The following is a 26,899-nucleotide window of genomic DNA, read 5'->3' as shown; positions in this document are numbered from 1 at the left end:
CGGGCGTGAGATGAGTTCCTCGACCCTCCCACCGTCCACGCGGGCGGCGACCCGTGCCGAGGCGCGGACGGCACAGGTCGCCGCCCCGCGGCGTGGCCGCCTCTCGCGGGTCGGTGACGTCGCCCTCGTCGTGGCGGCGGCGGCGGGAGCACTCTGCATCGTGCTGGCCATCGCGGCGGCCGTCTTCGACGTGCGTGTGACGCTGTTCAGCACCGGCTCGATGTCGCCGACGATCCCCGCCGGCGCGGCCGCCGTCGCCCGCGGCATCCCGGCTTCGGAGGTTCGCGTAGGTGATGTCGTGACCGTCGAACGCGCGGGCAAGCTGCCGATCACGCACCGCGTCACGAGCGTCGCCGGGGTGCCGGAGGGTGATCCCGAGGCGCGCCGGATCACGATGCGCGGTGATGCGAACGCGGTCGAGGACCCGTTCCCCTACGACGTGGAACGCGTTCGCATCGTGATGTTCTCCCTCCCGGGGGCCGCGCCTCTGATCGCCGCCGGTGCGACGCCGCCCGTCATGGTCGGGGTGACCGTGGCGGCGACGGTGCTCGTCGTGGCGGTCTTCTGGCCCAGGCGGGGCCGCGGAAGACCTCGGCGGCGGCCCGCATCCGCGCGGAGGGGTCGAACGTGAGACCGCGCCGCACCCGTAGCCGTGGCCGGTTCGTCGCCGCCGGACTCATGCTCGCGGGGTGTGCGGCCGCGGGGTTGCTCGCCCCGATCACGACCGATGCGGCTTGGGTCGACGCCGAGGTGGCTTCCTCGGCGACGCTCTCGGCGATCACGGTGACCTCGCCCGGGGCGGTCCGGTGCGTGCAATCCGGGCTGCTCGTGCCCGCGGTCGTCGGGTGGAACGCCGCACCGACGGGAGGGAACATCGCCGGATACCGGTGGACGCTCGTGGGAGCGGCGAACCGCTCGGGAACCCTGCCGGCCACGGCGACCTCGGTGTCGCTCTCGCCCAGCCTCGTCGAGGTCGGTTCCTCGGTGTTCACCCTCTACGCGGTCGGCCCCGGCGGCTGGGAGCGTGCCGCCACGAACACCGCGACGATCGGCTTCCTCTCCGTCGCGGTCGGTCTCACGTCGTCCTGCGCGGCGTGATCAGGCCATCGTGTCGAGGATGCCGGTGAGGTCGTCGTACGTCGTACGCGGGTTGAGGATCGCGAAGCGTGCGTTCGTCCGTCCCGCGTGGCTGCTCGGGGTGACGAAGGCGTGCTGGCGCTCGAGCAGGTCCGACGACCAGCGGGCGTAATCGGACCGCTCCCACCCGACCCGCTCGAAGACGACGACGCCGAGCTGCGGGCGGCGGACGAGCGTCAGTTCGGGGCGGCGTTCGATCTCAGCGGCGATGCGCTCCGCGAGCTCGATCGACCGGGTGATCGCGTCGCGGTACACATCGGTGCCGTAGGTCGCGAGCGAGAACCACAGGGGAAGACCGCGCGGCCGGCGCGTGAGGTGCACGGCGTAGTCGGACGGGCTCCAGTCGGAGGTCTCGGTGAGCGTGTCGAGATACTCGGCGTGCTGCGTGTGGGCGCGCCGCCCGAGTTCGGGGTCGCGATAGATGAGCGCGCACGCGTCGAACGGGGCGAAGAGCCACTTATGGGGGTCGACGATCACGGAGTCGGCGTTCTCGACACCGGCGAATCGATGGCGCGCGACCGGTGAGAGCATCGCCGCGAGACCGTACGCGCCGTCGACGTGCAGCCAGACGCCGTGTTCGCGCGTGACCGTCGAGACCGATGCGATGTCGTCGACGATGCCGAAATTGGTCGACCCGGCGGTCGCGACGACGGCGAAGACGCTCTCGCCGTGCTCCGCGAGCGCGGCGCGCACCGCCTCGCCCCGCAGCACTCCGTCTTCGGCGACGGCGACCGCCACGACCTCGACATCCATGACCCGCGCGGCCGACGCGATCGACGAATGCGCCTCTGCGCTGCACACCACGCGCCAGCGGTCGGGACGGATGCCGCGGGCGCGGGCGGTCTCGCGTGCCGCGACGAGCGCCGAGAGGTTGCCGAGCGTGCCGCCCTGCACGAAGACGCCCCCCGCGCTCGCGGACAGCCCGAATTCGTCGGCGAGCCAGCGCAGCACCTCGTTCTCGGCGTGAACCGCGCCGGCGCCCTCGAGCCAGGATCCGCCGTAGAGTGCGCTCGCCGAGACGACGAGGTCGAACGCGGCGGCGGCCTTCGAGGGCGCGCTGGGGATGAACGAGAGGTAGCGCGGGTCGTCGGTCGAGATGCACGACGGGGCGAGGATGTGCTCGAAGACCCCGATGGCCTTGCGGGCGCCGATGCCCTCGGCGTCGATCGTGCGGCCGGCCAGCCGGCGCAGCTCGGACGGCGGCAGGGGCTTGTCGAGCGGCGTGTCCTCGGCGAGGAGCCGGCCGCGCGAGTACTCCAGCACGAGATCGACGATCGCGCGGGTCTCGTCGGTGACGTCGTGCATACGGGCGGGGAAGCGCTCGGTCATGGGTCCTCCTTGCGTCGAGGGTAGTTCTGTCGGGGCGGTTCGGGACAGGCTGGTGCCCCGACGGGGTCAGCGAAGCGGCGGCGTGCGCGGCGGCGCGACCCGGCGGGGAGCGAGCGCTTCGACGGCCGCGCCGAGGCGGAGCAGCGCGTTGTCGTCGTACGCGCGCCCGGCGATCGTCAGACCGACCGGCATCCCGATGTCGGGGAGGATCCCCATCGGAACCGTCACGGTCGGGATGCCGAGGTGGCGGACGGCGAGGTTGCCGTTGGCGATCCAGGTGCCGTTGCGCCAGCCGAGGTCGGCGGAGGCGGGGTTCACGTCCATGTCCGCGCGAGCGACGTCGGCGACGGCGGGAAAGGCGACGGCGTCGAGGCCGGCGGCATCCATCCATTCCTCGAGGCCGACGCGCCGGGTCTCCTCGAGACCGCGGAGACCGGCCTCGAGCTGCGGGATGTCGGTGAGCGCCGTGTCGGGGTGGGACCGGATCCAGTCGGGGTACTCGGCGATGTCGTCGTCGAACCCGTCGTAGCGGTCGGGCAGCGCGCCGTCGGGCTGCGGGAAGATCCGCGTGCCGCCGACACCCGCGAGCCCCGGGAGAGCGGGGTCGCCATTGGCGCGGAGGAAGTCGTCCCACGCCCACGCCGACAGATCGACGATCTCGCGGCGCAGATACTCGGCACTCACGCGGCCGTTCGTCGCGATGGAGCCCGCGCCCGGCCGGTCGTTCTCGTAGCGCGACACGACGGGGAAGTCGGTCTCGACGACCTCGGCTCCGGCCGCTTCGAGGTCGTCGCGCAGTGCGTGCCACAGTGCGATCACCCCCGGCCGCGTCTCGATGCGCCGCCCCGTGGGCCCGCCGATGCCGGGTTCGGCCGCGGTGCCGGCATCCGGATCGGCGCCGATGTACATCCGCGGGACGCCGATGCGCCGCCCGGCCAGGGTTTCGCGGGCAGCGGCGGGGTTCGCGACGGCGAGGTCGCGGTAGCTGGGCGGGCGGACGGCCGAGGCAGCGGGGATCGCGACCCAGGGCTGCATCCGCCAGAAGTCGCCGCGGCTGTCGGAATCGTCGGCGACGATCACGTCGAGCACGGCGAGCAGATCGGCCATCGTGCGGGTGTGCGGCACGACGACATCCATCGTCGGGACGAGGGGCCAGTTGCCGCGCACCGAGATCACCCCGCGCGAGGGCGTGTAGGCGCACAGGGCGTTGTACGAGGCCGGCCCGCGCCCGCTCGACCACGTCTCCTCGCCGAGTCCGAAGGCGGCGAAGCTCGCGGCGGTGGCCGTGCCCGATCCGTTCGACGACCCCGACGCGAACGGGGCGGTCAGATAGTCGGCGTTGTACGGGCTCTCGGCCCGCCCGTAAAGACCGCGCTGCATGCCGCCGTTGGCCATCGGGGGCATGTTGGTCAGGCCGAGGCAGATGGCCCCGGCATCCCGCAGCCGCTCGATCGTGAACGCGTCGCGCTGCGCGACGAGGTCGGCGAAGGCGGGGCTTCCGGCGGCGGCAGTCAGGCCGCGGACCAGGTAGCTGTCCTTCGCGGTGTAGGGGATGCCGTCGAGCGGGCCGCGGCTCTGACCGCGGGCACGACGGTCATCGGATGCGCGGGCTTCGGTGAGGGCGTCGGGGTTGCTGACGACGACTGCGTTGAGCGCCGTGGCGGTGTCGGGGCCGTCGTAGGCGTCGATGCGGGCGAGGTAGGCCTCGACGAGCTCGACCGCGGTGGTCTCGCCGCTCGCGAGCGCCGCCCCGAGCTCGGCGATCGTGGCCTCGCTGACCTCGATCACCGGTCGGTCCCTGTATGCGAGTCGACGGGGGAGGGTGCGGGGAGAGCGGGCTGCTGCTGCGTGATGCAGTGGATGCCGCCGCCGCGAGCGAAGAGCGGGCGGGCGTCGACCGTCACCACGCGGCGGCCGGGGTAGGCATCGGCGAGGATCCCGCGGGCCCGGTCGTCCGCCGCCGGGTCGCCGAACCCGCACGCGACGACCCCGCCGTTGACGACGAGGTGGTTGACGTAGCTGAAGTCGACGAAGCCCTCGTCGTCGCGCAGCTGGGCGGGCCCGGGTAGGTCGACGATCTCGAGGCCCCGGCCCGCGGCATCCGTCGCGGCCTCGAGGGCGGCGCGGATCTCGGGCATGACGGCGTGGTCGGGGTGCGCAGGGTCTGGCTGCGCGTGCAGCAGCACCCGGCCGGGGGCCGCGAACGTCGCGACGATGTCGACGTGGCCGTTGGTGCCGAACTCGTCGTAGTCGCGCGTCAGCCCACGTGGCAGCCAGATGGCCGTGTCGGCGCCGATCGTGCGGAGCATCTCTGCCTCCACGCGGGCGCGATCGGCGAAGGGGTTGCGGCGCGGGTCGAGCTGGACGGTATCGGTCAGCAGCACCGTGCCGGCGCCGTCGACGTGGATGCCGCCGCCCTCGTTGACGAGCATCGAGCTGACGAGCTCCGCTCCGACGTGAGCCGCGATGATGCGGGCGTGCTCGGCGGAGAGTCGCCAATCCGCCCAGTCGGGGGCGCCCCAGCCGTTGAAGATCCAGTCGACCGCGCCGAGGACGCCCGGCCGCTCGTCATCGAGCACGAAGGTGGGGCCGTGGTCGCGCATCCAGAACTCGTCGACCGGCGTCTCGTGCTGCTCGATCCCGCTGCCGAGCAGATCGCGCGCCCGTGCGGTCTCGGTCGGATCGACGAGCATCGAGACCGGCTCGAACTCGGCGACGGCGCGGGCGACGGCGGTCCAGGCGGCGTACCCCTCCGCGCGGTCGGCGTCAGTCTCTCCCAGGGTGAGCCCGACGCGCGGGAACGCCATCCAGGTGCGCTCGTGCGGCGCGGACTCGGCCGGCATCCTCCAGGGCATCGCGGTCCTCCGAGGTCTAGTTGATCAGTTGATCAATTTCTCGGAAGCGTACAGACTGGCGGGCATGGCGTCAAAGGATTCCGCGGGGCGAGCGCGACTGAGCGGAGAGCAGCGCCGCGCGCAGATCGCCGCCGCCGCCGAGAGCATCGCGCGCGAGCAGGGGCTCAGCGCGGTGACCCTGCGCGCGGTCGCGGCGTCGGTGGGAGTCGGGTCGGCGCTGGTCGCCCACCATGCGCCGAGCATGGACGACGTCGTCGCCGCAGCATTCGAGACGATCGTCGCCGCCGAGTTGCGCGACCTCGAACACCTCCGCGCGGGCAACCCCGATTCCGTGGTGCTGGTACGCGAGCTGCTGCGCACGCTCCTCGACGGCAGCCGCTCCGACGTCACGCTCGTGTGGGTGCAGTCGTGGGCGCTCGGCCGTCGCAACGAAGCGCTCGCCGAGCGGGTGCGCACGCAGATGGACGCCTGGACGGCCTTCCTCGAAGGCATCATCCGCGACGGCGTGCGCACCGGCACGTTCCGGGTCGACGACCCCGCGGCCGTCGCGGCCCAAGTGCTCGGGATGATCGACGGGCTCAACGCCCACGCTCTCGTGTCGTGGCGCGACGCCGACTCGCGCATCCGCCTGATGTCGACGGCGGTCGAGGCGGTGCTCGGGCTGCGCGCGGGAGACCTCGTGGCGCGGTGACCGGGACCGCTTTCACAGGGGGCGGCGATTCTCAACCCGTCGGCGCGGGAAGCGCATGGCCCCTACGGTGGGATCACGCGAGCGAGGGAGCACACCCATGGCACATCGAGCACTCGTCCTGACCGGATCGGGGCGGTACGCCGACCCGTGGCATCCGTTCGCCGAGGTCGGTGCGCAGGTCGCCGACATCCTCCGTCACCGTGATTGGGAAGTCGCCGTGTCGGACGACGTCGATCAGGGCATGGCGAACCTCGACGGCTACGACCTCGTCGCGGTCTGCGCGGGCGATCCGTGGCGCGGCGGAAGCAGCCTGACGCGGGGCGCCCCGCCGTCCTCGGTCGCGGGCTTCGCCGCGGCGCTCGAGCGCGGCATCGGCGTGCTGGCGGTGCATTCGGCGGTCTCGTCGCTGCGCGACTATCCGGAGTGGGCACCCGCGCTGGGCGCCATCTGGCTGCCCGAGCTCTCGTTCCACCCCGAGGCGGGTGAGATGACGGTCCAGGTCGAGCCGGATGCCGTGCCCGTCGAGGTTCCCACCACCTTCCACACCCACGACGAGCGCTACTGCGCGCTGCAGCGGCTCGGGCACCGGACCGTCGTCGCGTGGCACGAGGGCGATGGCGCGAAGGAGGCCGCGGCGTGGGTCCGGGAGTACGGTGGCGGCCGCATCGCGGTCGACGTGCTCGGTCACGATGAGCGCGCCTTCGAGGCCTCGGGACACCGGACTCTCGTCGCCGCTCTGGCGGCCTGGGCGGTCGCGAGCAGCTGATCCGGGAACCCGTGGATCGGACGCGTCAGCGAAGCGCGGCGCGATACCTCTCGACGACGACCGCCGCGACCGCGTCGTCGGGGGCGAGCGGCTCGGTCACGATGTCTGCTCCGGCGTTCGCGATCACGCCCGCGAAGTGTCCGGGGGCGAGGACGTAGCTCGCGGCGAAGACGCGCGTCGCACCTGTCGCGCGCGCGGCCTCGACCGCCACGCCGATGCGGATGCCGGCGCCCGCGGCGAAGCCCACCGACACCGGCATACCCAGATGGGCGGTCAGCAGCTCCGCCATCGCCATGACGTCGACCTCGGCCGCCGGGTCGGACGATCCCGCCGCCGCGAGCACGACTGCTTCGTCGCCGGGGGCGGCGTCGCCCGCGGCCAGGCCGGCGGCGCGCAGCCGCTCGGCGAGCAGACCAGCCAGCAGGTCGTGCGGTCCCAGGGCGGGGGTCGCGACGCACGGGCCGGGGGCCGCCGCGACCGCGCGTGCGATGTCGACCCGCGTGTGGAAGCCGGTGGAGAGCAGCAGTGGCACGACGACGGATGCCGCCCCCGGGGGCACGCCCGCGACGACGGTGTCGATCTCGGGCTCCTGCACGTCGACGAACGCCTCCTCGACCTGCACCCCGGGGAGCATCTCGCGCACCCGCGAGACGACCCCGGCGATCGCGGCCCGGCCCTCGAGGGAGCTCGTGCCGTGGGAGCAGGCGATGAGGACCGGGGTCATGGCGTCGTTCCCGTCGTCGTGAGGTCGAGTCGATACCCGCGTTTGACGACCGTCCGGATGAGGCCGGGGCACCCGAGCGCTTCGCGCGTGCGGGCGATCGCGACGTCGAGGGCGTGGTCGCCGGCGCTCGAACGCGGCAGCGACCGCTGCAGATCGGTGCGGCTCACGACGCCACCCGCCGCGGCGAAGAGTGCTTCGAGGATGAGGGCTGAGGTCGGTGAGAGCGGGATCACGCGCCCGTCGAGGACGGCGGCCGAGCTGCGCAGCTCCAGTCGTCCGGCCGGGGTGAGAAGCGAGGGCGCGTGGCCGCCGCCGAAATGGGTGACGACGGCGCGGACGAGCGAGCCCAACCGCCCGCGTTCGGCGATCAGAGGTTCCGCTCCGGCGCCGCGGAGGGGGGCTGCGGTGATCGGCCCGACGGCCGCGAGAAGCAGCCTCCGGCCGTGCGCCCGCTGGACGATGTCGTCGAGGACGCCTTCCCGGCGGGCCGTCGCGATCCATTCCGCTGCGCCCGGAGCGGACGTGAACAGCACCGCGTCGACCTCACCCTGCGCGGTCGCGACGACCGATCGCGCGACGGCGGCCGGATCCGGCGGCGGCCCCCACCGGTACACGGTGAGGCTGACGACCTCCGCGCCCGCCCCCGTGAACAGTTCGTCGAGGCCATCGGCTCCCGAGCCGTGATGCTGCACCGCGACGCGGCGACCGCGCACGCCTTCGGCGAGCAGGAACTCGCCGAGCTCACCCGAGGTCTCCGACTCGGCGACCCAGTCCGCCAGCAGACCCGCTTGCTGGATCGCGCCGCGCGCCTTGGGCCCGCGGGCGACGATCTGGGCGCCGGCGAAGGCGTCGTGCAGATCGTCGAGGAGCCCTGCTTCGTCGGCGGCCTCCATCCACCCCCGGAATCCCACGCCTGTCGTCACGACGACGACATCCGGCGGATCTGCGATCAGCGAGTGCGTCGCCGAGATGAGCGCCTCGTCGTCGATGTGCGGCACGATGCTCAGCGCCGGCGCGTGTCGCACGCTCGCCCCGTGCCGCTCGAGCGCCGTCGCGAGCTCGTTCGAGCGCCGATCGACGGCGATGACGATCGTGCAGCCGCCGAGGGCGGCGGAGAGCGCGGGACGGACGGACTGGTTCACCGGATGACGCGCTCCCGCTCCTCAGCCGGCGCGAGCAGCAGGTCCGCTCGGGCGACCTCGCCGATCACGATGACGGCGGGATTCGTGACACCGGCGGCTGCGGCATCCGCGAGCACCGTCGCGAGCGTCGATCGGGTCGTGCGCTGCTGCGGCGTGTGCCCCCGCTCGACGATGGCGACCGGACGCTTGAGAGGAGCGCCCGCGGCCCGCGCGGCCTCGACGATGCGCGGCAGCGCGGCGACGCCCATCAGGAAGACGGTCGTGATCGCGTCGTCGCCGAGCGCCGCCCGTGTCGACGGCGTGATCGGCCCCTGGCCGTTGGCGACGTGGAGCCCGCCCGAGACGCCGCGGTGGGTGACCGGGATACCGGCGGCTTGCGGCACCGAGACGATGCTCGTGAGGCCGGGGACGACCTCGACCGGGATGCCGGCCGCGTGGCAGGCCGCGACCTCCTCGCCACCGCGGCCGAAGACGAACGGATCGCCGCCCTTGAGGCGCACGACGCGTTTGCCGGCGCGGGCATGAGCGACCAGCAGGGCGTTGATCTCGTCCTGCGTCACCGGGTGGTGGCCGGGCTGCTTGCCGACGTCGATGACCTCGACACCGGGCTCGAGCTCGTGAAGGACATCGACGGGGCCGAGCCGGTCGGCCACGACGACATCCGCTTCGGCGAGGAGGCGCCGGCCCCGCACGGTCATGAGGTCGGCCGGACCCGGGCCGCCGCCGACGAGATCGACCCGGCCACCGCCGCGGCGGCGTCGGCGCAGCGGCAGCATCCCGGCACGCAGCGCGGCGGCGATCGCGTCGCGCAGGCGCACCGCGCGTCGCGGGTCGACGCCCGCGTCCGAGGCGACCCCCACGATGACGTCGCCGCTGCGGGTCTCGGCCGCCAGCCGCGCCGAGCCGTGCGCCCCGTCGGAGGTGTTCACGCAGAAGACGCGGTCCGATTCGCACCACGCCGCGACCGCGGCATCCACCTGGGGGATGCCGGTAGCCGTGTGCACGAGCCACGCGTCGGCGATATCGTCCCGCCGCACGTCGCGCGGCAGCCAGGTGAGGCCGTGCGCGGTCACGACATCCCGCATGGCGTCGCCGAGGGCGGGGGAGACGACCCGGACGTCCGCTCCTTCGTCGAGGAACCGGCCGATCCGCCGGGCGGCGACAGCCCCGCCGCCGACGAAGACGACGCGACGGCCGGTGAGCGAGAGCCCGAGCATCGTGGTCATGCCGCACCTCCGTCGCGGATGAAGACGGTGCCCTCGCCATTTACGGTCACCGGCCAGACCGGCAGCATCCGCTGCTCCTTGCCCTGGGTGTCGAGGCATGCGCCCGTCCGCAGGTCGAAGACCTGCTTGTACATCGGCGACGCGACCGTGGGCGCGTCGCCGCGGGTGCCGACGATCCCGCGCGACATGACGTTCGCGCCGCTGTACGGGTCGAGGTTGGCCGTCGCGTGAACACGACCGTCGTGCAGGAGGAACAGGGCGATCTGCCGGTCTCCGAGCAGCGCCGCACGGCCACGCTCGACCTCGAGGTCGTCGAGCCGGCACACCGCCGTCCACGCCGAGCTGCGGCTCTGCGCGCGCAGCGCGCTGTCGATCTCGCTCACCGTGTCGTCCACCAGGGTCATCGCCGCACCTCCAGGGTCGTGCCGGCGATGAGCACGCGGTCTTCCGTGCGTTCGTCGGCGGTCGCGGGCCGCGGCTGACCTCGCTCGACGGTGTACGCCAGCGAGGGGTCCGGCGTCGTCGGCGCGTTGACGAACGACGCGAAACGCCGCAGCTTGTCGGGGTCGGCGAGGGTCGCCGCCCACTCGTCCTCGTAGGCGTCGATGTGGCGCGCCATCGCGGCATCCAGATCGGCGCAGATCCCGAGCGCGTCGTCGAAGATGACGGCGCGCAGACCGTCGATCCCGCCCTCGAGGTCTTCGAACCACGGAGCGGTGCGCTGCAGCCGGTCGGCCGTCGAGATGTAGTACATCAGGAAGCGGTCGATCGTCGTCAGGAGGGCGTCGTCGTCGAGGTTCTCGGCCAGCAGCACCGCGTGACGCGGAGTGAACCCGCCGTTTCCGCCGACATAGACGTTCCACCCGGTCTCGGTCGCGATCACCCCCACGTCCTTCCCGCGGGCCTCGGCGCATTCGCGGGCGCATCCCGAGACCCCGAGCTTGAACTTGTGGGGAGCGCGCAGTCCGCGATACCGCAGCTCGAGGCGCACCGCCATGCCGACGGAGTCCTGCACCCCGTACCGGCACCAGGTCGACCCCACGCACGACTTCACGGTGCGCAGCGACTTGCCGTACGCGTGACCCGACTCGAAGCCGGCCTCGACGAGTCGCCCCCAGATCGCCGGCAGCTGTTCCAGCCGGGCCCCGAAGAGGTCGATCCGCTGGCCGCCGGTGATCTTCGTGTACAAGTTGAAGTCCTGGGCGACCTGCGCGATCACGAGCAGCTTCGCCGGGGTGATCTCGCCGCCCGGGATGCGGGGGACGACGGAGTAGCTGCCGTCCTTCTGCATGTTCGCCATGACGTGATCGTTCGTGTCCTGCAGCGTTGCGTTCTCGCCGTCGAGCACGTGACGGCCGGTGAGGGTCGACAGGATGCTGGCGAGCGTGGGCTTGCAGATGTCGCATCCGCGCCCCGCGCCGAAGCGCTCGATCACGGCGCTGAACGTCGTCAGACCCGACACCCGCACTGCGTCGAAGAGCTGCCGGCGCGACAGGTCGAAGTGCTCGCAGAGGGCGTTGCTGACGGTCGCCCCCGACTTCGCGAGCTCGGCGCCGACCAGCTTCTTGATCATCGGGACGCACGAGCCGCACGCGGCTCCCGCCTTCGTGCAGGCCTTGACGGCGGCGACATCCGTGCATCCCTCGTCGTGGACGGCCGAACGGATGCCGCCCGCCGTCACGCTGTTGCACGAGCAGACGAGGGCCGCATCGGGCAGCTCGCCGGTCGGGGCCGCGACGCCGCCGTCCGGCATCAGGTAGGCGACCGGGTCGCCGCCGAGCGCGCCGCCCACGAGCGGGCGCAGCGAACCGTACGCCGAGGCATCGCCGACGAGGATGCCGCCGAGCAGGGTCTTGGCGTCATCCGAGAGCACGAGCTTCTTGTAGACACCCGCCACGGGGTCGGCGTAGACGACGTCGAGGGCGCCGGGCGTCTCGGCGAACGCGTCGCCGAAGCTCGCGACATCCACGCCCGACAGCTTCAGCTTCGTCGACACGTCGAAGCCGCCGAAGATGGCGTCGAGCCCGAGCAGGCGCGTCGCGGCGACCTCGGCCATCGCGTAGCCGGGAGCAACGAGCCCGACGCACTGACCGCCGAAGCTGGCGACCTCGCCGATCGCCAGGATGCGGGCATCCGAGGTGTCGCATCCCTCGTCGATCACGACGCCGCCGCGCGGGTCGACGGCGAGGCCGGTATCGCGCGCGAGCTCGTCGCGGGGGCGGACACCGACGGTGAAGACCACGACGTCGGTGCGCTCCCACGTGCCGTCGCGGAACTCGAGCCCGACCACCTGGCCGGTGCGATCGGCGTCGAGCCGGGTGGTCAGCGCTGAGGTCCGCACCCCGATTCCCCGTGCCGTGATCAGGCGGCGCAGGGCATCTCCGGCCGGAAGGTCGAGCTGAGCCGACATCAGCCTGTCGGAGGACTGCACCACGGTGCAGTCGACGTCGAGCCCCTGCAGCGCGCCCGCCGCTTCGAGGCCGAGCAGGCCGCCGCCGATGACGGTTCCGGTCAGCCGTCGGCCGAGCTCAGCCGAGCGTCGCTGCACGAACGCCTCGAGCGCTTCGACGTCGTCGAGGGTGCGGTAGACGAAGCAGCCCTCGTGGTCGTATCCGTCCACCGCCAGCCGGGCCGCGTACGAGCCGGTCGCGAGCACGAGCCGGTCGTAGCCGATGCGCTCGCCGGTGTCGACGAGCACTTCAGCGGCGTCGCGGTCGATGCGGGTGACGGTGCGCCCGCGGAGGAACCGCACGCGCTCGTCGTCGAACGGCGAGCGGTCGAGCTCGAGGTCTTCGGTGGAGGCGCCGGCGAAGAACGATGTCAGCCCGACCCGGTCGTAGGGGTGTCGCGGCTCGTCGCCGACGACCGTCACGCGCCAGGTGTCGTCGGCGCGGCTCAGCAGGCTCTCGACGAAACGGTGGGCGACCATCCCGGCACCCACCACGACGACGTGTCGGGTGGGGCCGGTGGAGCTCATGCCGCGACCGTACGCGGGCGAGGTTGCCGGGTCGTCAGCGGCGTGTTTCCGGCTGCTTACGGTGCGCGCCATGAGTCAGACCCGGGCGGTCTCGGGCTCGGCGGCTGCGGGCTCGGCGGCGGGCTCGACGGCGGGTTCGACGGTGGCCGGCGCGACGGCCCCGGTCGCACGGGTGCGCTTGGGCGTGCGCGCGCGACGCGGCGAGGTCGGCCGGCCGTAGGTGAAGTAGAGCGGGATCGCGACGAAGACGAGGCCACCGACGAGGTTTCCGAGCACGGTGGGGATCTCGTTCCAGATCAGGTAGTCCATGATCGTGAAGTCACCGCCGAGGAGGAGCCCCGAGGGGAACAGGAACATGTTCACGATCGAGTGCTCGAAGCCCATGAAGAAGAAGAGCATGATCGGCATCCACATCGCGAAGATCTTTCCGATGACATCCTTCGAGATCATCGCCAGCACGACGCCCGTCGCGACCATCCAGTTGCACAGGACGCCGCGGACGAAGAGCGTGAGCATGCCCGCTGCGCCGTGCTCGGCGTAGCCCACCGTGCGGCCCTCGCCGATGTGGCCGATCGCCTGACCCACCTCGTTCGGCGGCGTCGAGAAGCCGTACGTGACGACGATCGCCATCAGCACGGCGACGGTGAAGGCGCCGATGAAGTTGCCGAGGAACACCAGCCCCCAGTTGCGCAGGATGCCGCCGAGCGTCACCCCCGGCCGCCGGTCGAGCCAGGCGAGCGGCGCGAGCACGAAGACGCCGGTCAGCAGGTCGTAGCCGAGCAGGTACAGCATGATGAAGCCGATCGGAAAGAGGACGGCGCCGAGCAGCGGCATCCCCGTCGTCACGGTGATCGTCACGGCGAAGGCGGCGGCGATCGTGAGGACGGCGCCGCCCATGATGGAGCGGATGAGCGTGTCGCGGGTCGAGAGCATGACCTTCGACGCACCCGCGTCGATGACGGTCTGAACGAGCTCGGTGGGCTTGATGTAGGACATCGCGTCCTCCTTCGGTCGAGAGCCGGTGGGTATGGTGCTCGACGCTAGGGGCGGGGTGTTTCCTCGGCGGTCTCTCTGATCGTCCGTTCCGTTACCTCTTTCTCTCTTCGGACCATCGGCGGTTGTGAGATCGCGGGCGCTGGTGGCGATTCGGGCGGGGTGGTGCAGAGTAGCGGTGTGCCCGTCGTCTCTGCCCTGTACCGCTATCCCGTCAAGGGGTTCACTCCCGAAGCGCGCGACGAGCTCGTCGTGCAGCCCGACGGCCGGATCGCCGGTGACCGGGTGCTCGTGTTCCGCTTCGCCGACGCGGTGGAGCCCGAGGATGCCGAGGGCCTGGAGTCGTGGCCGAAGAGCCGCGGCCTCGCGCTCATGGACTTCCCGGCGCTCGCGCGCGTGGCGCTGGACTTCGACGCCGACGCGCGGCGGCTGCGGCTGAGCGTCGATGGCGCGGTGCTCGCGGAGGCGGGGCTCGACGACGCCGGGCGGCGCGAGCTCGAGGAAGCCGTGACCGCGTTCGTGTCGGCGTCACCGGATGCCCGGCGGCTCGACAAGGACGGCGTGCTGCCCCTGCGACTCGTCGGCGACGGCGTCACCGCCCGGTTCCAGGACCGGGCGCGCGGCTACGTCTCGCTGCACGGTGCCGCCTCGGTCGAGGACGTGGATGCCGCGGTGGCCGCGCCCGTCGACAGCCGGCGGTTCCGCTCGAACATCGTCGTTTCGGGTGCCGGGGCGTGGGACGAGCTCGGCTGGAGCGGCCGCATCCGCATCGGCGACGTCGCCTTCGACGTGCAGCGCCCCATCGGCCGCTGCGCCGCGATCATGGCCAACCCCGACACGGGCGAGCGCGACGCGCGGCTGCTGCGCGTGCTGACGACCGAGTTCGATCAGGACGAGCCGACCCTCGGCATCCTTCTCCTGCCCGCCGACGGCGGCGGTGTCGTGCGGGCGGGTGACGAGGTCGTGCTCGAGAGCTGAACCGGGTGGCGGCATCCGGCTGGGCCGGGATGCAAGGGATTCGACACGACACCCCGGGACGGATGCCGCTGAGTCGGGGTGTCGGCCGCGGCACGTTGCAACGCGGTACGGGTAGGCGGCGGCCCTGTGCGCGACGCTACCCGACGTACTCCTCGTCGCGAATCTGATCCGCGTTCCCGGGAACGCATGCCGAGGTGCCCCCGATCCCGTACAGGCCCGGCCCGGTTGAGAAGCTGAGGCCTTGGAGCGGGCCCCCGGTCGCGAAGACCACCGGCGCATGGTCGGTGTTGATTCGCACCGTCATCCCGAGCGATTCCCAGTGCGCGGCGATCTTCTCAGCGTCAGCGAGCGGCTCCACGTCGCCAGGCATCGCGTTGTACCCGTAGTTCCATTTCACGCCGTTGCCGTTGTCGCAGCTCTGGATGCCAGGAGCGCCGTCGTTCTCCCACCCGTCGGTGTCAAGCAGTTCAGCGGATTCGTGGATGATGCTCGTCAGGGTCTCTTTAGCTTCGTCTGGTGTCACGCCGGCCTCCTGGGGTCCGCATCCGACAAGTGTGACCGCGGCGGCGGCCAGGAATGCCACGACGCCAAAGCCAGTGCGGTCAGTAGCCACCTCGGCTCCCTCCTGTCATCGCCTTCTGAAATGGTGTCGGCTCGTGCTCGATAGCTTCCGTAGCCTGAGCGCCATACCCCGTTGTTGCAAGGGCAATGTTGCGGAGTGACTCGGTGTCACGGTCCAAGTATCCCGTTCCGTCGGGAGTGCTTGTTCCGTGGTCAGTGACGCTCGCTCCGCCAGCGCCGGTGTCGACTCCGAACACGTCGGCGCCGAAGTCGTCTCCGGCTGGGTCCACGGGTGGTTGCCGAAGCTGCGCCCGACCCAGGCCCACTGGTCGCCCGGTGCGGGATCGATTGCCCAGACGTCTCGGGCTTGACCGGCGTAGACCTGGTCGGCGGGGAGGCAGATGTGTGGTCGATGTTGGCCGGGTCGCGCAGCACAGTTGCGGATGACGCGAAAAACCTCATCAATCTCGGTTGAGTAGAAAAACCGCATCAGCTACCATTTATGAGAGAAAGGTAATCAATGATGCGTAGCGCCCCGATTCGTGACGCCGCAACGCTCGGCCGCCTGCTGGTCGAGCTGCGCGCTGAAGCCGGACTGACCCAGAGGCAACTCGCCGAGGAACTCGACGTTACCCAGCGGTACATCGTGGAGCTCGAGCGCGGCAAGCCGACGAAGTCCGTCGAACGCCTTCTCCGCTTCATCTCCCATACCGGGGGACGCCTGTACCTGGAGACGCCAGAAAATGTCTGACCTGAGAGTCGATCTCTACGGGGTGCAGGTCGGGACGCTCTCGGGCGAGCGAGACCGGTTCGACTTCCAGGCACACCGCGATGGACTCGACCGCTTCGGCCTCGGCAGCCAGGTCATGTCCATCACCGTTCCACTCATCCGGGTGGCCCGCACCGAGGACCAGGGCAAGCGGCGAGCCTTCTTCGAGGAGGTCCTGTCGGAGGGTGGTGTGCGCCGCACCCTGGCAGCCAACGCCCGTCTAGACAGCGACAACACACTGGGTCTGCTGGCGCGCTACGGCCGAGACACCGCGGGCGCTCTGCAGATCTGGAATGAGCAGGATCCGGCGGAGCCGCGCATCCCCGAAGCACGCCCGGTGACCGCCGCCGAAGTGAAGACCATGTTCCAAGAAGTGAAGTTCTCGCCCCTAGGCAATGCCGGCCGGCGTCGCGTGTCGAGCTTGGCGGGTGTGCAGGACAAAGTCCTCCTCGTGCATACCGCCGACGGGTGGGCTGAACCTCTCGACGGGTACCCGTCGACGCACATCATCAAGCCCATGAACACCAACACCCCCAGCCTCATCTTCGACGAAGAGTACGGGTCGCGATTTGTCCGCGCGCTGGAACTCGCTGCGTTCTCCACAGCCATCGAAGTGTTTGACGGCGCCAGCGCACTCGTCATCGAACGGTTCGACCGCGACGGTCAGGGCGGGCGGATTCACCAGGAGGACTTCAATCAGGCGCTCGGTCACATCGGCGACGCCAAGTACGAAGAACCGAACGAGAGGGATAGGTTGCAGAGGATCGCCGGTGTTCTCCGTAGCCATGCCAGCAGCCACAACCTCCAAAATCTCCTTCGGATGACCGCCCTTTCGGTTGTCCTGCACAACTACGACATGCACGCCAAGAACATTGGGCTTCTCCACTACCCGGACGGGGACGTTGTCCTCGCACCGATGTATGACGTCATCCCCTCCGCGCATCTCGACGTCGACCAGAGCTTCGCGCTGGCGGTCAACGGCAGACGCGAAGCAGGCGAGATCTCTCTCGCCGACGTCGTGGCAGAAGGGCGTTCCTGGGGCATCCGTCGGCCTGAGCGGATCGTGGCCGAGGTGGCGGAAGCGGTCGTCGAGACGGCGAGAGTCGAGCGGCCGCATCCTGCAGCGCACGGCGGCCTGGACCGTGCGGTGGAGAGTGCTGCTCAGCGAATGCTTGATGAGTTCGCCCGCCCGTCGCGGGCGAGTGGTGTGGGTCCGGCTCGCCGGAAGGACCGTGGTCTCGGGGCGACGGTGGGCGGAGGTACCCCGGGCAGTTTTGCGGAGCGGGAGCACAGCACGCCCGAGGTGTGGCTCCCGAAGCAGCCACCCGGCGGGTGGGGCGGCCCGGCGCGCTGAGAGACCCGACGACTACGTCAAGCTGCGCGAGATAGACCGCCGCGCCCGCCGCGAGAGCCGGCAAGACTCTCAGTCCGAAGTAGCTCTGCAATCGACAGGAGACCGCGGATTGGCAGTGGAATATCCGGAGTGGCTTCGGAATCGACAGCTCTCGCGTTGGAGGGGCTGACGGGAATCGAACCCGCGCTATCTGCTTGGGAAGCAGATGTTCTGCCATTGAACTACAGCCCCACGCACCCGAGGTGCTCGGTCAGCTTACCCCACGGGGCCCGGACCGCCCGAAGCCGGACCGCCCGGTGCGCCAGGAGCAGCCGGCCCACCGTGGGTGCCCGGCCCGCCCGGCGCAGCCGGCCCGTGCCCGCCCGGCGCGGGCGGAGCCTGCGGGTACGGCGGCGCCGCCGGACGCGGACCGGCAGCATAACCACCGCCACCAACCGCACCCCCACCGCCCGGGAACTGTCCGCCGCTCTCGCGCATCGCGAGCAGCATCCCGTTCTTCACCGCCGTCCGCATCAGCAGGTAGCTCACCCAGAGGATGAGTGCGATCGTCCCGAGGTAGATCGCGATGCCGAGCACGATGAAGCCGATGCCGAAGGCCGCTGCGGGTCCTGCGTAGTCGTTGTTCATGGCCCGCACACTATCGCTCGAGCCCCTCGTACACGACCCCTGATCAGCGCTCGATCGAGACCTCTACGATGCGCCGGTCGGATGCCGTCACGCGGTGCACGTCGCCGACGATCTCGGTCGCCGCCTCGGTCTCGCGCTCCGCGCACGACGGGCCGACCCACAGTTCGATGTCGCCGGGTTCGACGATGCGCACGCCCTCGCGTCCGGTGAACGCCAGCCGCGCTGTCGGCACATCGAACGAGACGGTCGCCTCGGCGCCGGCACCCAGCTGCACCCGGGCGAAGCCGAGCAGCTGCGCGACGGGGCGGGTGATGCTCCCGTGGAGGTCGCGGGCGTAGAGCTGCACGAGATCGGTGCCGGCGCGCCCACCCGTGTTCCGCACCCGCACGGTCGCCGTGAAGGCGTCGCCCGCGGGCACCGACGCCGTCACCGACAGATCGGTGCGTTCGAACGTCGTGTAGCTCAAGCCGTGCCCGAAGGGGAGCGCGGGGGTGCTGTCGGCGCTCGTGATCTCGTTCGGCCCGCCGAGGATCGGGTGCAGGTAGCTGTAGGGCTGCGAGCCCGACGAGCGGGGGAGCGAGACGGGAAGGTGACCCGACGGCGAGACCTCGCCGCTCAGGACCGCAGCGATCGCGGCACCCCCTTCTTCGCCGGGGAAGAACGTCTGCAGCACGGCTGCCACGGCGTGCTCGCCCGAGAGGGCCCAGTCGATCGCATAGGGACGACCCGACAGGATGACGAGCACGACCGGCGTCCCCGTCGCGACGAGACGCTCGACGAGCTCGCGCTGCACGCCCGGAAGCTCGAGCGAGTCGGCGTCGTTTCCTTCGCCGACGGTGCCGCGCCCGAACAGACCCGCCCGGTCGCCGACGGCGACGATCGCGACATCCGCCGCGCGTGCGGCATCCTCCGCCTCGGCGAAGCCCGACCGGTCGTCGCCCTCGGCCTCGCAGCCGCGCACCACAGTGACCTCAGCGTCGGCGAGAACCTCGGTGATGGATGCCGCAAGGGTGGGGATCTCGAATCCCAGGGGTACGCCCGGGTGGTGCGCGAGCACGTGATTGGCGAACGAGTAGCAGCCCATGAGGGCTTCCGAGCTGTCGCCGTTCGGTCCGATCACGGCGACGCGGCGAGGCGACGCCAGGGGAAGGGTGCCGTCGTTGCTCAGCAGCACGACCGATTCCTCAGCCAGGCGGCGAGCGAGGGCGCGGTGCGCGGGCGAGTCGAGGTCGACGCTGGTCGGCGGCGTCTCGAACGTGTCGTCGAGCAGCCCCAGCTCCTCCTTCTGGATCAGCACGCGGCGGACGGCGCGGTCGATGAGCGCCTCGTCGACCAGTCCCGCGCGCACGCGCTCGGCGAGCGGCCCGACGTAGGCGTCGCCGGTAGGCAGCTCGACATCGATGCCGGCCTCGAGGGCGAGCTGCGCGGCCTCGCCGCGGTCTCGCGCGACGGCGTGCATCGTCTGGAGGAAGGCGACGGAGAAGTAGTCCGACACGACGGTGCCGTCGAAGCCCCATGTGTCGCGCAGGAGGTCGGTGAGGTAGGCGGGGGTCGCGGCGACCGGCACCCCGTCGATCTCGGCGTACGAGTTCATGACCGACCGCACGCCGCCGTCGCGCACGGCCATCTCGAACGGCGGAAGGAAGACGTCGGCGATCTCGCGCGGTCCGGCGTGGACCGGTGCGTGGTTGCGGCCCGCCTGCGAGCCCGAGTAGCCCACGAAGTGCTTCAGCGTCGCGTGCACCCCCGTGCTCTGCAGGCCTCGCACGTACGCGGTGCCGATGACGCCGACGACGTACGGGTCTTCGGCGATGCACTCGTCGACGCGGCCCCAGCGGGGGTCGCGGATGACGTCGAGCACCGGGGCCAGCCCCTGGTGGATGCCGAGCTCGCGCATCGACTCGCCGATGAGCGCCCCCATCTCCTCGACGAGCTCCGGGTCGAACGCCGCTCCCCACGCGAGGGGTGTGGGGAAGGTCGCCGCCTGCCATGCCGCCAGGCCCGTCAGGCATTCCTCGTGAACGAGTGCGGGGATGCCCAGCCGCGTCTCGCGGACGAGCCGGCGCTGCTCGTCCCACAACCACGCCGCCCGCTCGATCGGGTCGACCGGCCGTGTGCCGTAGACGCGGGTGAGCTGGCCGAGGCCGTGGACGGTGGCGTCGGCGTACGCGGTCGACGACGCCATCTCGCCGGCCATCGGGGCGACGACCTCATCGCCCTGGTCCACCCAGAAGCCGACCAGCTGGGCCAGCTTCTCGTCGAGGGTCATGCGCGCGATCAGGTCGGCGACGCGCGTCGAGACGGAGATATCGGTGAGGGTCACAGTTCGTGCTTTCTCTACGGGGGATCAGCCCTTGACGGCGCCGGTCAGACCGCCGACGATGCGGCGCTCGAACAGACTGAAGAACGCCAGGGCGGGAAGCATCGACAGGGAGGTGAAGGCGAGCACCTTCGCCGTGTCGACCGAGTACTGCGACGAGAACGCCTGCACGCCGAGCGGCAGGGTGAAGGTCGCCTCGTTGTTGAGGATGAACAGCGGCAGCAGATAGCTGTTCCAGCTGCCGATGAAGGCGAGGATGCCGACCGTGATGACGCCGGGCACCGACAGGGGCAGCACCATCCGCCAGAAGAACGACAGGCGCCCGCATCCGTCGATGAACGCGGCCTCCTGGATCTCGTCGGGGATCGCCCGCAGGAACGGCACCAGGATGATGATCGTCATCGGCAGTGCGAAGGCGATCTGCGGCAGGATGATGCCCGCGAGCGAGTTCATCAGGCCGAGGTCGCGGATGACGATGTACAGCGGGGTGATCGCGACGGTGATGGGGAACATCAGGCCCGAGGCGAAGACGGCGTACAGCACTCCGCGACCGCGGAACTGGTAGCGGGCGATGATGTAGCTCGCCATGAGTCCCAGCAGCACGGCGCCGATCGTCGTGGCGCCGGCGGCGATCGTGGAGTTGAGCACCTGCTGCCAGAACTGCGACCCGGTGAGCACCGTGAGGTAGTTCTCGATGTTCCAGGGCGACGGCCATCCGGCGGGGTCCACCGTGATCTGGGCGTTGCTGCGGAAGCCGCCGATGATGATGTAGAGCACCGGCGTCAGCATGAGCGCGATCACGACGAGGGCGACGAAATACACCACGGGGCTGCCCCAGGGCAGGCGCTCTCTGCGGCGCCCGCGACGACCGGTGGGGACGGGGGTGACGACCGCGCGAGTGGCGGAAGAGGTGAGGGCGGTCATCGCTCCTGCTTCCCTTCGGTGATGGCCCCGGCGGTGTCGCGTCGCAGCACATAGCGCTGGTACACGATCGCGACGACGAGGGAGATGAGGAAGATCACGACGGCGACGGCGTTTCCGAAGCCGTAGCTGCCCGCGTTGCGGCCGTTGACGACCATGTAGGTGGCCATCGTCGAGGTGCCGGCCGTCGAGGCGACGTACTGACCCCAGATGATGTACACGAGGTCGAACAGCTGCAGCGCGCCGATGATCGAGAGGAACGCCCAGATGCGCAGGGTGGGGGCGAGCAGCGGCAGGGTGATCCGCCAGTGCATCTGCCAGTAGCCGGCGCCGTCGAGGGCGGCGGCTTCGTACAGTTCCTCGGGGATGCCCTGGAGGCCGGCGAGGAAGAGGATGACGGCGAAGCCGACGTACTTCCACGTGAGGATGCCCATGAGTGTCCAGATGGCGATCGAGGGATCGGCGATCCAGTCGCGCGTGAACGCCCCGAGGCCGAGCTGCTCGAGTGCGCCGTTGAGGGCGCCCTGGGTCTGCAGCATGAGCCCGAAGCCGGTGCCGACGACGACCTCGGCGATGACGTACGGAACGAAGATCAGCACGCGGATGAGCGACTGCCCGCGCATGCGGCGGTTGAGCAGCAGGGCGAGGAGGACCGCGACCGGTCCCTGGAGCACGAGGGATGCCACGACGATGATGGCGTTGTGGCTGAGGGCCTCGACGAAGGTCGGGTCGGTGAGGATCGTGATGTAGTTCTGCAGGCCGACGAACTCGGTAGGCGGTCCGTAGCCCTGCCAGCGGAAGAAGCCGTAGTACGCGGCCATCACGACGGGGAAGATGACGAACCCGACGAACATCACCAGGGCGGGTCCGACGAGCACCGCGATCTCGAGGCGACCCGACCAGCCGAGGCCTCGGCGGCGCCGGGAGGGCGAGGGCGTCGTGGTGACGCCCTCGCCCCGGGCCGCGAGATCCACGCCGTCGGCGTTGCCCGCCACGGCTGTCTCGCTGAGCGACATGATGCGGATCAGCCCTTCTTCGCCGCGTCGGAGACCGACTGGATCATCTGCTCGGGCGTGCTCTTGCCCGCCAGCAGGTCGACGACGGCGACGTTCAGCGCGTTGCCGACGTTCTGGCCGAGGACGGTGTCGAGCCACTGCGAGACGAACGGGGCCTTGTTGTAGGCGGCGAGAACCTCCTGGAGGTACTCCTCCTCGACCGCCTCCTGCGCGACCGAGTTCACCGGCGGTGCGTTGAAGGCCTTGTAGTAGGCCTCCTGCTGCTCGGCGCTGGCGAGGAAGTTCAGGAAGTCGGCGCACTCCTTCGGGGCCTTCGCCGAGCAGGAGTATCCGTCGACGCCGCCCATGATCGAGCCGGGCTCACCCTCGCCACCCGACAGCTCGGGGAAGGGGAACCACGCCAGGTCGGGCAGAGGCTGCTCGTCGGGCGTGAGCGAGGCGATGACGCCGGGGTTCCAGGCGCCCATGAGCTCCATGCCCGCCTGGTGGTTCGCGATGAGGCCCGCGCTGCTGCCCGCGCCCTGCTGCGCCGAGGTGGTGAGGTAGCCCTCGTTGAACGGCTGGAGCTCGGCGAAGTCGGCGAGGTCCTCGGCGGACTTGAGCCAGCATTCGTCGCTGAAGTCCTTCGAGTCGCCGGTCTTCTCGATCGTCTCCGGGCTGCACTCGCGCAGCGCGAAGTTGTAGAACCAGTGCGCGGCGGGCCAGGCGTCCTTCGCGCCGAGGGCGATCGGGGCGATACCGGAATCCTTGAGCCGCCCGACGACGGTCTTGAGGTCGTCGACCGTCGTGGGGGTCTCGGTGATTCCGGCGTCGGTGAACAGGTCGGAGCTGTACCAGAAGCCGCTGGGCAGCACGGCGAGCGGCATCGCCCACACCTTGTCCTGGTAGGTCTCGGCCTTGAACGAGCCCTCCGAGATCTCTTCCTTGGCGGTGTCGCCGATGAGGTCGGTGAGGTCCATCAGCTGTCCGGCCTGGACCATGGCGGCCATCTTGCCGCCACCGCGCTGCAGGAAGATGTCGGGCGGGTCGCCCGCGTTGAGTGCGGTCTGGAGCTTGCCGTCCATGTCCTCGTTCTGAACGGACTGCATCGAGATCTTCACGTTCTCGTTCTCCGCCTCGAACGCGGCGATCGCGTCCTTCCAGAACTCCTGTCCGGGGCCGGTCGTCGAGTTCTGCCAGAGCGTCATCTCGACGGTGCCGTCGGCGCTGCCGCCGTCGCCGTTGGCGCTGCAGGAGGTGAGGGCCAGTGCCCCCACCGCCAAGACGGCTGCCGTGACGGCTGCCTTGCGGCGAGCCGTGATGGAGCGTGCCATGTGATTCCTTCTCTCTTCGTTGAGTGGACATCTGCCGGTGAGCGCGCCGCGGCCGGGCCCGGGCTGGGCTGCTCGAACCGCCGAGCGGCGATGCTCGGGTGTCGTCGGACATTCGCTGGTGCTGTCGGACACCGAAAGTTTGCGCGGGCAACAAAGAGGTGTCAAACGTTTTCGAAAACGGTTTCCATTTCGGGCTAGCATGCGTGCATGGACCGTCGCCGCCCCACCATCCACGACGTCGCCGAGCGCGCCGGCGTCTCGGTGTCGACGGTGTCGAAGGCCGTCAATGGGCGCTACGGCGTGGCGACAGCCACCGTGGATGCCGTGATGGCGGCCGTCGCGGAGCTCGGTTACGAGTCGAGCCTCATCGCCAGCAGCATGCGCTCGCGCTCGACGGGTGTGATCGGCGTCCTCGTCGCCGATTTCGAGCCGTTCAGCGCCGAGATCCTCAAGGGCGTGGGCGAGGCGCTTCGTGACACCAGCTACGACCTGCTCGCCTACTCGGGGTCGCGGGGCGACGAGGAGGGGTGGGAGCGGCGGTCGCTGTCTCGCCTGAGCGGAACGCTGATCGACGGCGCGATCATGGTCACACCCACGGTGGTCAAAGCGAGTGCCGACGTCCCGCTCGTCGCGATCGACCCGCACACCGGCCCCGCCGACGTGCCCATCGTCGAGAGCGACAGCTACGGCGGCGCCCGTGAGGCGACGGCCTACCTCATCGGCATGGGGCACACGCGCATCGGCTACATCGCGGGACGCGCCGACCTGCGGTCGTCGATCGCGCGCGACGCCGGATATCGTCGCGCGCTCGCCGACGCCGGCATCCCGTTCGACGCGACGTACGTCGGGGCGGGGCGCTATCGCGAGGCGACGGTGCGCGAGGTCGCGATCGACATGCTCTCGGCGGCCAATCGGCCCACCGCTGTCTTCGCGGCGAACGACGTGTCGGCGATCGCCATCCTGCAGGTGGCCGCCGAGCTCGGGCTCGAGGTTCCCCGCGACCTGTCGATCGTCGGATTCGACGACATCCCCGAGGCGACGAGGCTTCCCGTCCCCCTGACGACGGTGCGACAGCCGATGGGGCGCCTGGGGGCGGCCGCGGTGCAGATGCTGCTGGCCCTCATGCGCGGCGAGACGCTGCCGGCCACGCATCTGCGGCTTCCGACGAAACTGGTGGCCCGGCAGACCACCGCGCCGCCCGCCCGGTATCGGGCCGGATGACGTCCTCGCCCGGCCTCGCGCTCTAGGCTGTGTCCGTGCTGCTGAGTGATCGCGACATCCGTGCCGGAATCGATCAGGGCCGTATCGGTCTCGACCCCTGGGATGCCTCGATGGTGCAGCCCTCGAGCGTCGACGTGCGCCTCGACCGGTACTTCCGCCTGTTCGACAACCACAAGTACCCCTTCATCGACCCGGCGCAGGATCAGCCCGAGCTGACCCGTCTGATCGAGGTCGAGCCGGACCAGCCGTTCATCCTGCATCCGGGCGAGTTCGCGCTCGGATCGACGTACGAGCAGGTGCGCCTCGGCGACGACGTCGCCGCACGTCTGGAGGGCAAGTCGTCTCTCGGGCGGCTGGGCCTGATCACCCACTCGACGGCCGGCTTCATCGACCCCGGGTTCTCGGGTCACGTGACGCTCGAACTCGCCAATGTCGCCACTCTGCCGATCAAGCTCTGGCCGGGGATGAAGATCGGGCAGCTCTGCTTCTTCCAGCTCAGCTCGCCGAGTGAGAACTCCTACGGATCCGGCCCGTACGGCAACCGCTATCAGGGGCAGCGCGGCCCGACCGCGTCGCGCTCGTTCCAGAACTTCCACCGGACCGACGTGGGCACGATCGACGCCGGATCGCGCGGCGCCTGACGCGGTTCCGGGACGGATGAGGGCCCCGAGGCGTCGAACCTCGGGGGCCTCATCCGAGTTGCCGCGGGTCAGGCGGCGTCGCGCCCGGCCGCGAAGCCGGCGGTGAAGCCGCGCTCGAACGCGTGCTCGCCGTGGTGGGGCTGCTCGCCGCAGCGAGGGCCCCGGCCGTGGCCGACGCGGTGGTCGTGGCCGAAGCGGTGACCGAAGCCGCGGTGGCCCCGGGGGCCGAATCGGCGTGGTCCGCTCTCGTCCCAACCCAGCTCGCGAGCGATCGCCTCGAGCGAAGCGACCGTCGTGGCGTAGTCGTCATCCGACACGGCGCCCCGCACGCGATCGCGGACGCCCGTGACGAGCCCATGGATGCGGTCGCGCTCGCGACGGCCCTCCTCGGTGATGGTCCAGGCGCCGTCGCGCTCGGCGGCCCAGCCGCGAGCCGCAAGCGACCGGACGCGCTTCCCGCCGCGCTGAACGCGCTCGGCGAGGCCGGGGATGTCGCGCTCGCCCGCGAGGACATCGAGTACGGCCCAGTCTCGGCGGTCGAGCCCCTCGGCGGCCAGCGTCCGATTCATCTCGGTGGCGAGTGCCGCTCCGGCGGCGCGCATCCAGAAGGCCAGCGACCGCGATCGGGTGTCGCGTGTCTCGGGGGTGTTGTCGTGGTTGTTCATGGTGTTCCCTTCGCGGGCCGGCGCATCCGACCCGTTATGTATGTCATGTGTCATGTATATGCACTATGACATGCAGTCCGGTCCATGTCAAGTCGCATGTATTCTCGAACCATGACGGCTGCCGACGACCCGCAGATCGATGCCATCGCCGACGCGTTGGGGCGTCTGCGCGGGCTGCGGCGTCCCGGGCCCGGTCCGCAGCACGCAGCGCACGCGCAGGGGCCGTTCGGCGGCCACGCCGGGCACGGCCCGCACGGACATCGCGGGGGTCCGTTCGCCGACGGACGCGGGAGGATGGCGGGCCTCGCACGCCTGCGCATGCTCGAGGCGCTCGCCGCGGCATCCCACCCGCTCAGCGTCAGCGAGATCGGTGAGGCGATCGGTGTCGACCAGCCGCGGGCCTCCCGGCTGGTGCAGCAGGCCGTCGAGCTCGACCTGGTGCGTCGGGAGGCCGACCCCGACGACGCCCGCCGCACCCGCATCGCACTGACCGACGAGGGGCGTGGATTCGCGCGCAGCGTGCGGGGTGAACGTCGCGCGGCCCTGGGCAGCGCGCTGGACGGATTCACCGACGACGAGCGCGCCGAACTGGCCCGACTGCTCACCAAACTCGCCGACGCCTGGCCGCGCGGCTGAGCCATACCCGCTGTCGCGGATGCAGGCAACTGGGCTT

Annotated in this window: 26 protein-coding genes and 1 tRNA gene; 10 read left to right on the top strand and 17 right to left on the bottom strand. The window is 70.7% G+C overall.

Annotation, left to right across the window (positions count from 1 at the left end; translation table 11 throughout):
• The first annotated feature begins 10 nt into the window (after positions 1 to 10).
• Both DEU36_RS07980 and DEU36_RS07975 read left to right on the top strand, forming a co-directional pair.
• A complete protein-coding gene (locus DEU36_RS07980) occupies positions 11 to 631 on the top strand; it encodes a S26 family signal peptidase (protein ID WP_259455274.1) in 621 nt (206 codons plus the stop codon).
• Entirely contained in the window at positions 628 to 1,098 is a 471-nt protein-coding gene (locus tag DEU36_RS07975; protein WP_120263680.1) for a hypothetical protein, read from the top strand. Before DEU36_RS07980 ends, DEU36_RS07975 begins: the two co-directional genes overlap by 4 nt.
• Here DEU36_RS07975 and DEU36_RS07970 read toward each other — a convergent pair whose 3' ends face one another.
• From DEU36_RS07970 to DEU36_RS07960, 3 genes are all read right to left on the bottom strand, one after another.
• Complete coding sequence (locus DEU36_RS07970; RefSeq protein WP_120263679.1) at positions 1,099 to 2,466, bottom strand: aminotransferase class V-fold PLP-dependent enzyme; 1,368 nt, start codon at positions 2,464 to 2,466, stop codon at positions 1,099 to 1,101. It lies immediately after the preceding gene.
• A gap of 66 nt (positions 2,467 to 2,532) precedes the next feature.
• Positions 2,533 to 4,254, bottom strand: a complete 1,722-nt coding sequence (locus DEU36_RS07965; protein ID WP_120263678.1) for an amidase — start codon at positions 4,252 to 4,254, stop codon at positions 2,533 to 2,535.
• Positions 4,251 to 5,321, bottom strand: coding sequence for an agmatine/peptidylarginine deiminase (locus DEU36_RS07960; RefSeq protein WP_120263677.1), 1,071 nt, complete (start codon positions 5,319 to 5,321; stop codon positions 4,251 to 4,253). The genes DEU36_RS07965 and DEU36_RS07960 overlap by 4 nt, the downstream gene beginning before the upstream one ends.
• 64 nt (positions 5,322 to 5,385) lie before the next feature.
• Between DEU36_RS07960 and DEU36_RS07955 the strand changes: the two genes are divergently transcribed.
• Positions 5,386 to 6,012: a TetR/AcrR family transcriptional regulator gene (locus tag DEU36_RS07955; protein ID WP_120264441.1), complete on the top strand. Its 627-nt coding sequence runs from the start codon at positions 5,386 to 5,388 to the stop codon at positions 6,010 to 6,012.
• A gap of 97 nt (positions 6,013 to 6,109) precedes the next feature.
• Positions 6,110 to 6,778: a ThuA domain-containing protein gene (locus DEU36_RS07950; protein ID WP_183045317.1), complete on the top strand. Its 669-nt coding sequence runs from the start codon at positions 6,110 to 6,112 to the stop codon at positions 6,776 to 6,778.
• A 25-nt stretch (positions 6,779 to 6,803) separates the two neighbouring features.
• On the opposite strand, the gene DEU36_RS07945 is transcribed toward DEU36_RS07950, so the two are convergent.
• From DEU36_RS07945 to DEU36_RS07920, 6 genes are all read right to left on the bottom strand, one after another.
• Positions 6,804 to 7,502 (bottom strand): sirohydrochlorin chelatase, encoded by a 699-nt coding sequence (locus DEU36_RS07945; RefSeq protein ID WP_120263675.1) that lies wholly within the window; start codon positions 7,500 to 7,502, stop codon positions 6,804 to 6,806.
• Positions 7,499 to 8,644 carry a uroporphyrinogen-III synthase gene (locus DEU36_RS07940; RefSeq protein ID WP_120263674.1) on the bottom strand — a complete coding sequence of 382 codons (1,146 nt, stop codon included), beginning with the start codon at positions 8,642 to 8,644 and terminating at the stop codon, positions 7,499 to 7,501. The genes DEU36_RS07945 and DEU36_RS07940 overlap by 4 nt, the downstream gene beginning before the upstream one ends.
• Positions 8,641 to 9,870 carry a uroporphyrinogen-III C-methyltransferase gene (gene cobA / locus DEU36_RS07935; protein ID WP_120263673.1) on the bottom strand — a complete coding sequence of 410 codons (1,230 nt, stop codon included), beginning with the start codon at positions 9,868 to 9,870 and terminating at the stop codon, positions 8,641 to 8,643. Before cobA ends, DEU36_RS07940 begins: the two co-directional genes overlap by 4 nt.
• Positions 9,867 to 10,274 (bottom strand): nitrite reductase small subunit NirD, encoded by a 408-nt coding sequence (gene nirD, locus DEU36_RS07930; protein ID WP_120263672.1) that lies wholly within the window; start codon positions 10,272 to 10,274, stop codon positions 9,867 to 9,869. The genes cobA and nirD overlap by 4 nt, the downstream gene beginning before the upstream one ends.
• A complete protein-coding gene (gene nirB / locus DEU36_RS07925; RefSeq protein ID WP_120263671.1) occupies positions 10,271 to 12,847 on the bottom strand; it encodes a nitrite reductase large subunit NirB in 2,577 nt (858 codons plus the stop codon). Before nirB ends, nirD begins: the two co-directional genes overlap by 4 nt.
• Before the next feature lie 75 nt (positions 12,848 to 12,922).
• Positions 12,923 to 13,843 (bottom strand): formate/nitrite transporter family protein, encoded by a 921-nt coding sequence (locus tag DEU36_RS07920; protein WP_120263670.1) that lies wholly within the window; start codon positions 13,841 to 13,843, stop codon positions 12,923 to 12,925.
• Positions 13,844 to 14,020: 177 nt separating this feature from the next.
• Between DEU36_RS07920 and DEU36_RS07915 the strand changes: the two genes are divergently transcribed.
• A complete protein-coding gene (locus DEU36_RS07915; protein WP_120263669.1) occupies positions 14,021 to 14,818 on the top strand; it encodes an MOSC domain-containing protein in 798 nt (265 codons plus the stop codon).
• A gap of 136 nt (positions 14,819 to 14,954) precedes the next feature.
• Here the strand turns inward: DEU36_RS07915 and DEU36_RS07910 are convergent, their stop codons facing one another.
• Positions 14,955 to 15,431: a hypothetical protein gene (locus DEU36_RS07910; protein ID WP_147374371.1), complete on the bottom strand. Its 477-nt coding sequence runs from the start codon at positions 15,429 to 15,431 to the stop codon at positions 14,955 to 14,957.
• A 468-nt stretch (positions 15,432 to 15,899) separates the two neighbouring features.
• Here DEU36_RS07910 and DEU36_RS07905 point away from each other — a divergent pair, with 468 nt between their 5' ends.
• Together DEU36_RS07905 and DEU36_RS07900 are read left to right on the top strand one after the other, a co-directional pair.
• On the top strand, positions 15,900 to 16,130 hold the full coding sequence (locus tag DEU36_RS07905) for a helix-turn-helix transcriptional regulator (protein ID WP_120263667.1): 231 nt from the start codon (positions 15,900 to 15,902) through the stop codon (positions 16,128 to 16,130).
• Positions 16,123 to 17,502: a type II toxin-antitoxin system HipA family toxin gene (locus DEU36_RS07900; RefSeq protein WP_120263666.1), complete on the top strand. Its 1,380-nt coding sequence runs from the start codon at positions 16,123 to 16,125 to the stop codon at positions 17,500 to 17,502. The genes DEU36_RS07905 and DEU36_RS07900 overlap by 8 nt, the downstream gene beginning before the upstream one ends.
• A gap of 157 nt (positions 17,503 to 17,659) precedes the next feature.
• Here DEU36_RS07900 and DEU36_RS07895 read toward each other — a convergent pair.
• The 6 genes from DEU36_RS07895 to DEU36_RS07875 form a co-directional block, all read right to left on the bottom strand.
• Positions 17,660 to 17,733 (bottom strand) — tRNA-Gly (locus tag DEU36_RS07895).
• A 24-nt stretch (positions 17,734 to 17,757) separates the two neighbouring features.
• A complete protein-coding gene (locus tag DEU36_RS15995; protein ID WP_147374370.1) occupies positions 17,758 to 18,129 on the bottom strand; it encodes a hypothetical protein in 372 nt (123 codons plus the stop codon).
• A gap of 43 nt (positions 18,130 to 18,172) precedes the next feature.
• Positions 18,173 to 20,398, bottom strand: a complete 2,226-nt coding sequence (locus DEU36_RS07890) for a beta-glucosidase (RefSeq protein WP_120264440.1) — start codon at positions 20,396 to 20,398, stop codon at positions 18,173 to 18,175.
• A 78-nt stretch (positions 20,399 to 20,476) separates the two neighbouring features.
• On the bottom strand, positions 20,477 to 21,373 hold the full coding sequence (locus tag DEU36_RS07885) for a carbohydrate ABC transporter permease (protein ID WP_120263665.1): 897 nt from the start codon (positions 21,371 to 21,373) through the stop codon (positions 20,477 to 20,479).
• Positions 21,370 to 22,386 carry a carbohydrate ABC transporter permease gene (locus DEU36_RS07880; protein WP_120263664.1) on the bottom strand — a complete coding sequence of 339 codons (1,017 nt, stop codon included), beginning with the start codon at positions 22,384 to 22,386 and terminating at the stop codon, positions 21,370 to 21,372. The genes DEU36_RS07885 and DEU36_RS07880 overlap by 4 nt, the downstream gene beginning before the upstream one ends.
• Before the next feature lie 8 nt (positions 22,387 to 22,394).
• On the bottom strand, positions 22,395 to 23,699 hold the full coding sequence (locus tag DEU36_RS07875) for an ABC transporter substrate-binding protein (RefSeq protein ID WP_120263663.1): 1,305 nt from the start codon (positions 23,697 to 23,699) through the stop codon (positions 22,395 to 22,397).
• Positions 23,700 to 23,906: 207 nt separating this feature from the next.
• Here DEU36_RS07875 and DEU36_RS07870 point away from each other — a divergent pair, with 207 nt between their 5' ends.
• Together DEU36_RS07870 and dcd are read left to right on the top strand one after the other, a co-directional pair.
• Entirely contained in the window at positions 23,907 to 24,920 is a 1,014-nt protein-coding gene (locus DEU36_RS07870) for a LacI family DNA-binding transcriptional regulator (RefSeq protein ID WP_120263662.1), read from the top strand.
• 35 nt (positions 24,921 to 24,955) lie between these two features.
• Positions 24,956 to 25,561 carry a dCTP deaminase gene (gene dcd / locus DEU36_RS07865; protein ID WP_120264439.1) on the top strand — a complete coding sequence of 202 codons (606 nt, stop codon included), beginning with the start codon at positions 24,956 to 24,958 and terminating at the stop codon, positions 25,559 to 25,561.
• A 68-nt stretch (positions 25,562 to 25,629) separates the two neighbouring features.
• Here dcd and DEU36_RS07860 read toward each other — a convergent pair whose 3' ends face one another.
• A complete protein-coding gene (locus DEU36_RS07860) occupies positions 25,630 to 26,226 on the bottom strand; it encodes a MarR family winged helix-turn-helix transcriptional regulator (protein ID WP_120263661.1) in 597 nt (198 codons plus the stop codon).
• Positions 26,227 to 26,337: 111 nt separating this feature from the next.
• Here DEU36_RS07860 and DEU36_RS16315 point away from each other — a divergent pair, with 111 nt between their 5' ends.
• A complete protein-coding gene (locus tag DEU36_RS16315) occupies positions 26,338 to 26,862 on the top strand; it encodes a MarR family winged helix-turn-helix transcriptional regulator (protein WP_259455273.1) in 525 nt (174 codons plus the stop codon).
• Positions 26,863 to 26,899 lie beyond the last annotated feature (37 nt).

The sequence above is a fragment of the Microbacterium sp. AG238 genome (assembly GCF_003610405.1).
Classification (GTDB): domain Bacteria; phylum Actinomycetota; class Actinomycetes; order Actinomycetales; family Microbacteriaceae; genus Microbacterium.
Note: the sequence above shows the minus strand (reverse complement) of the source record. Positions and strands in the feature narration are given on the sequence as shown.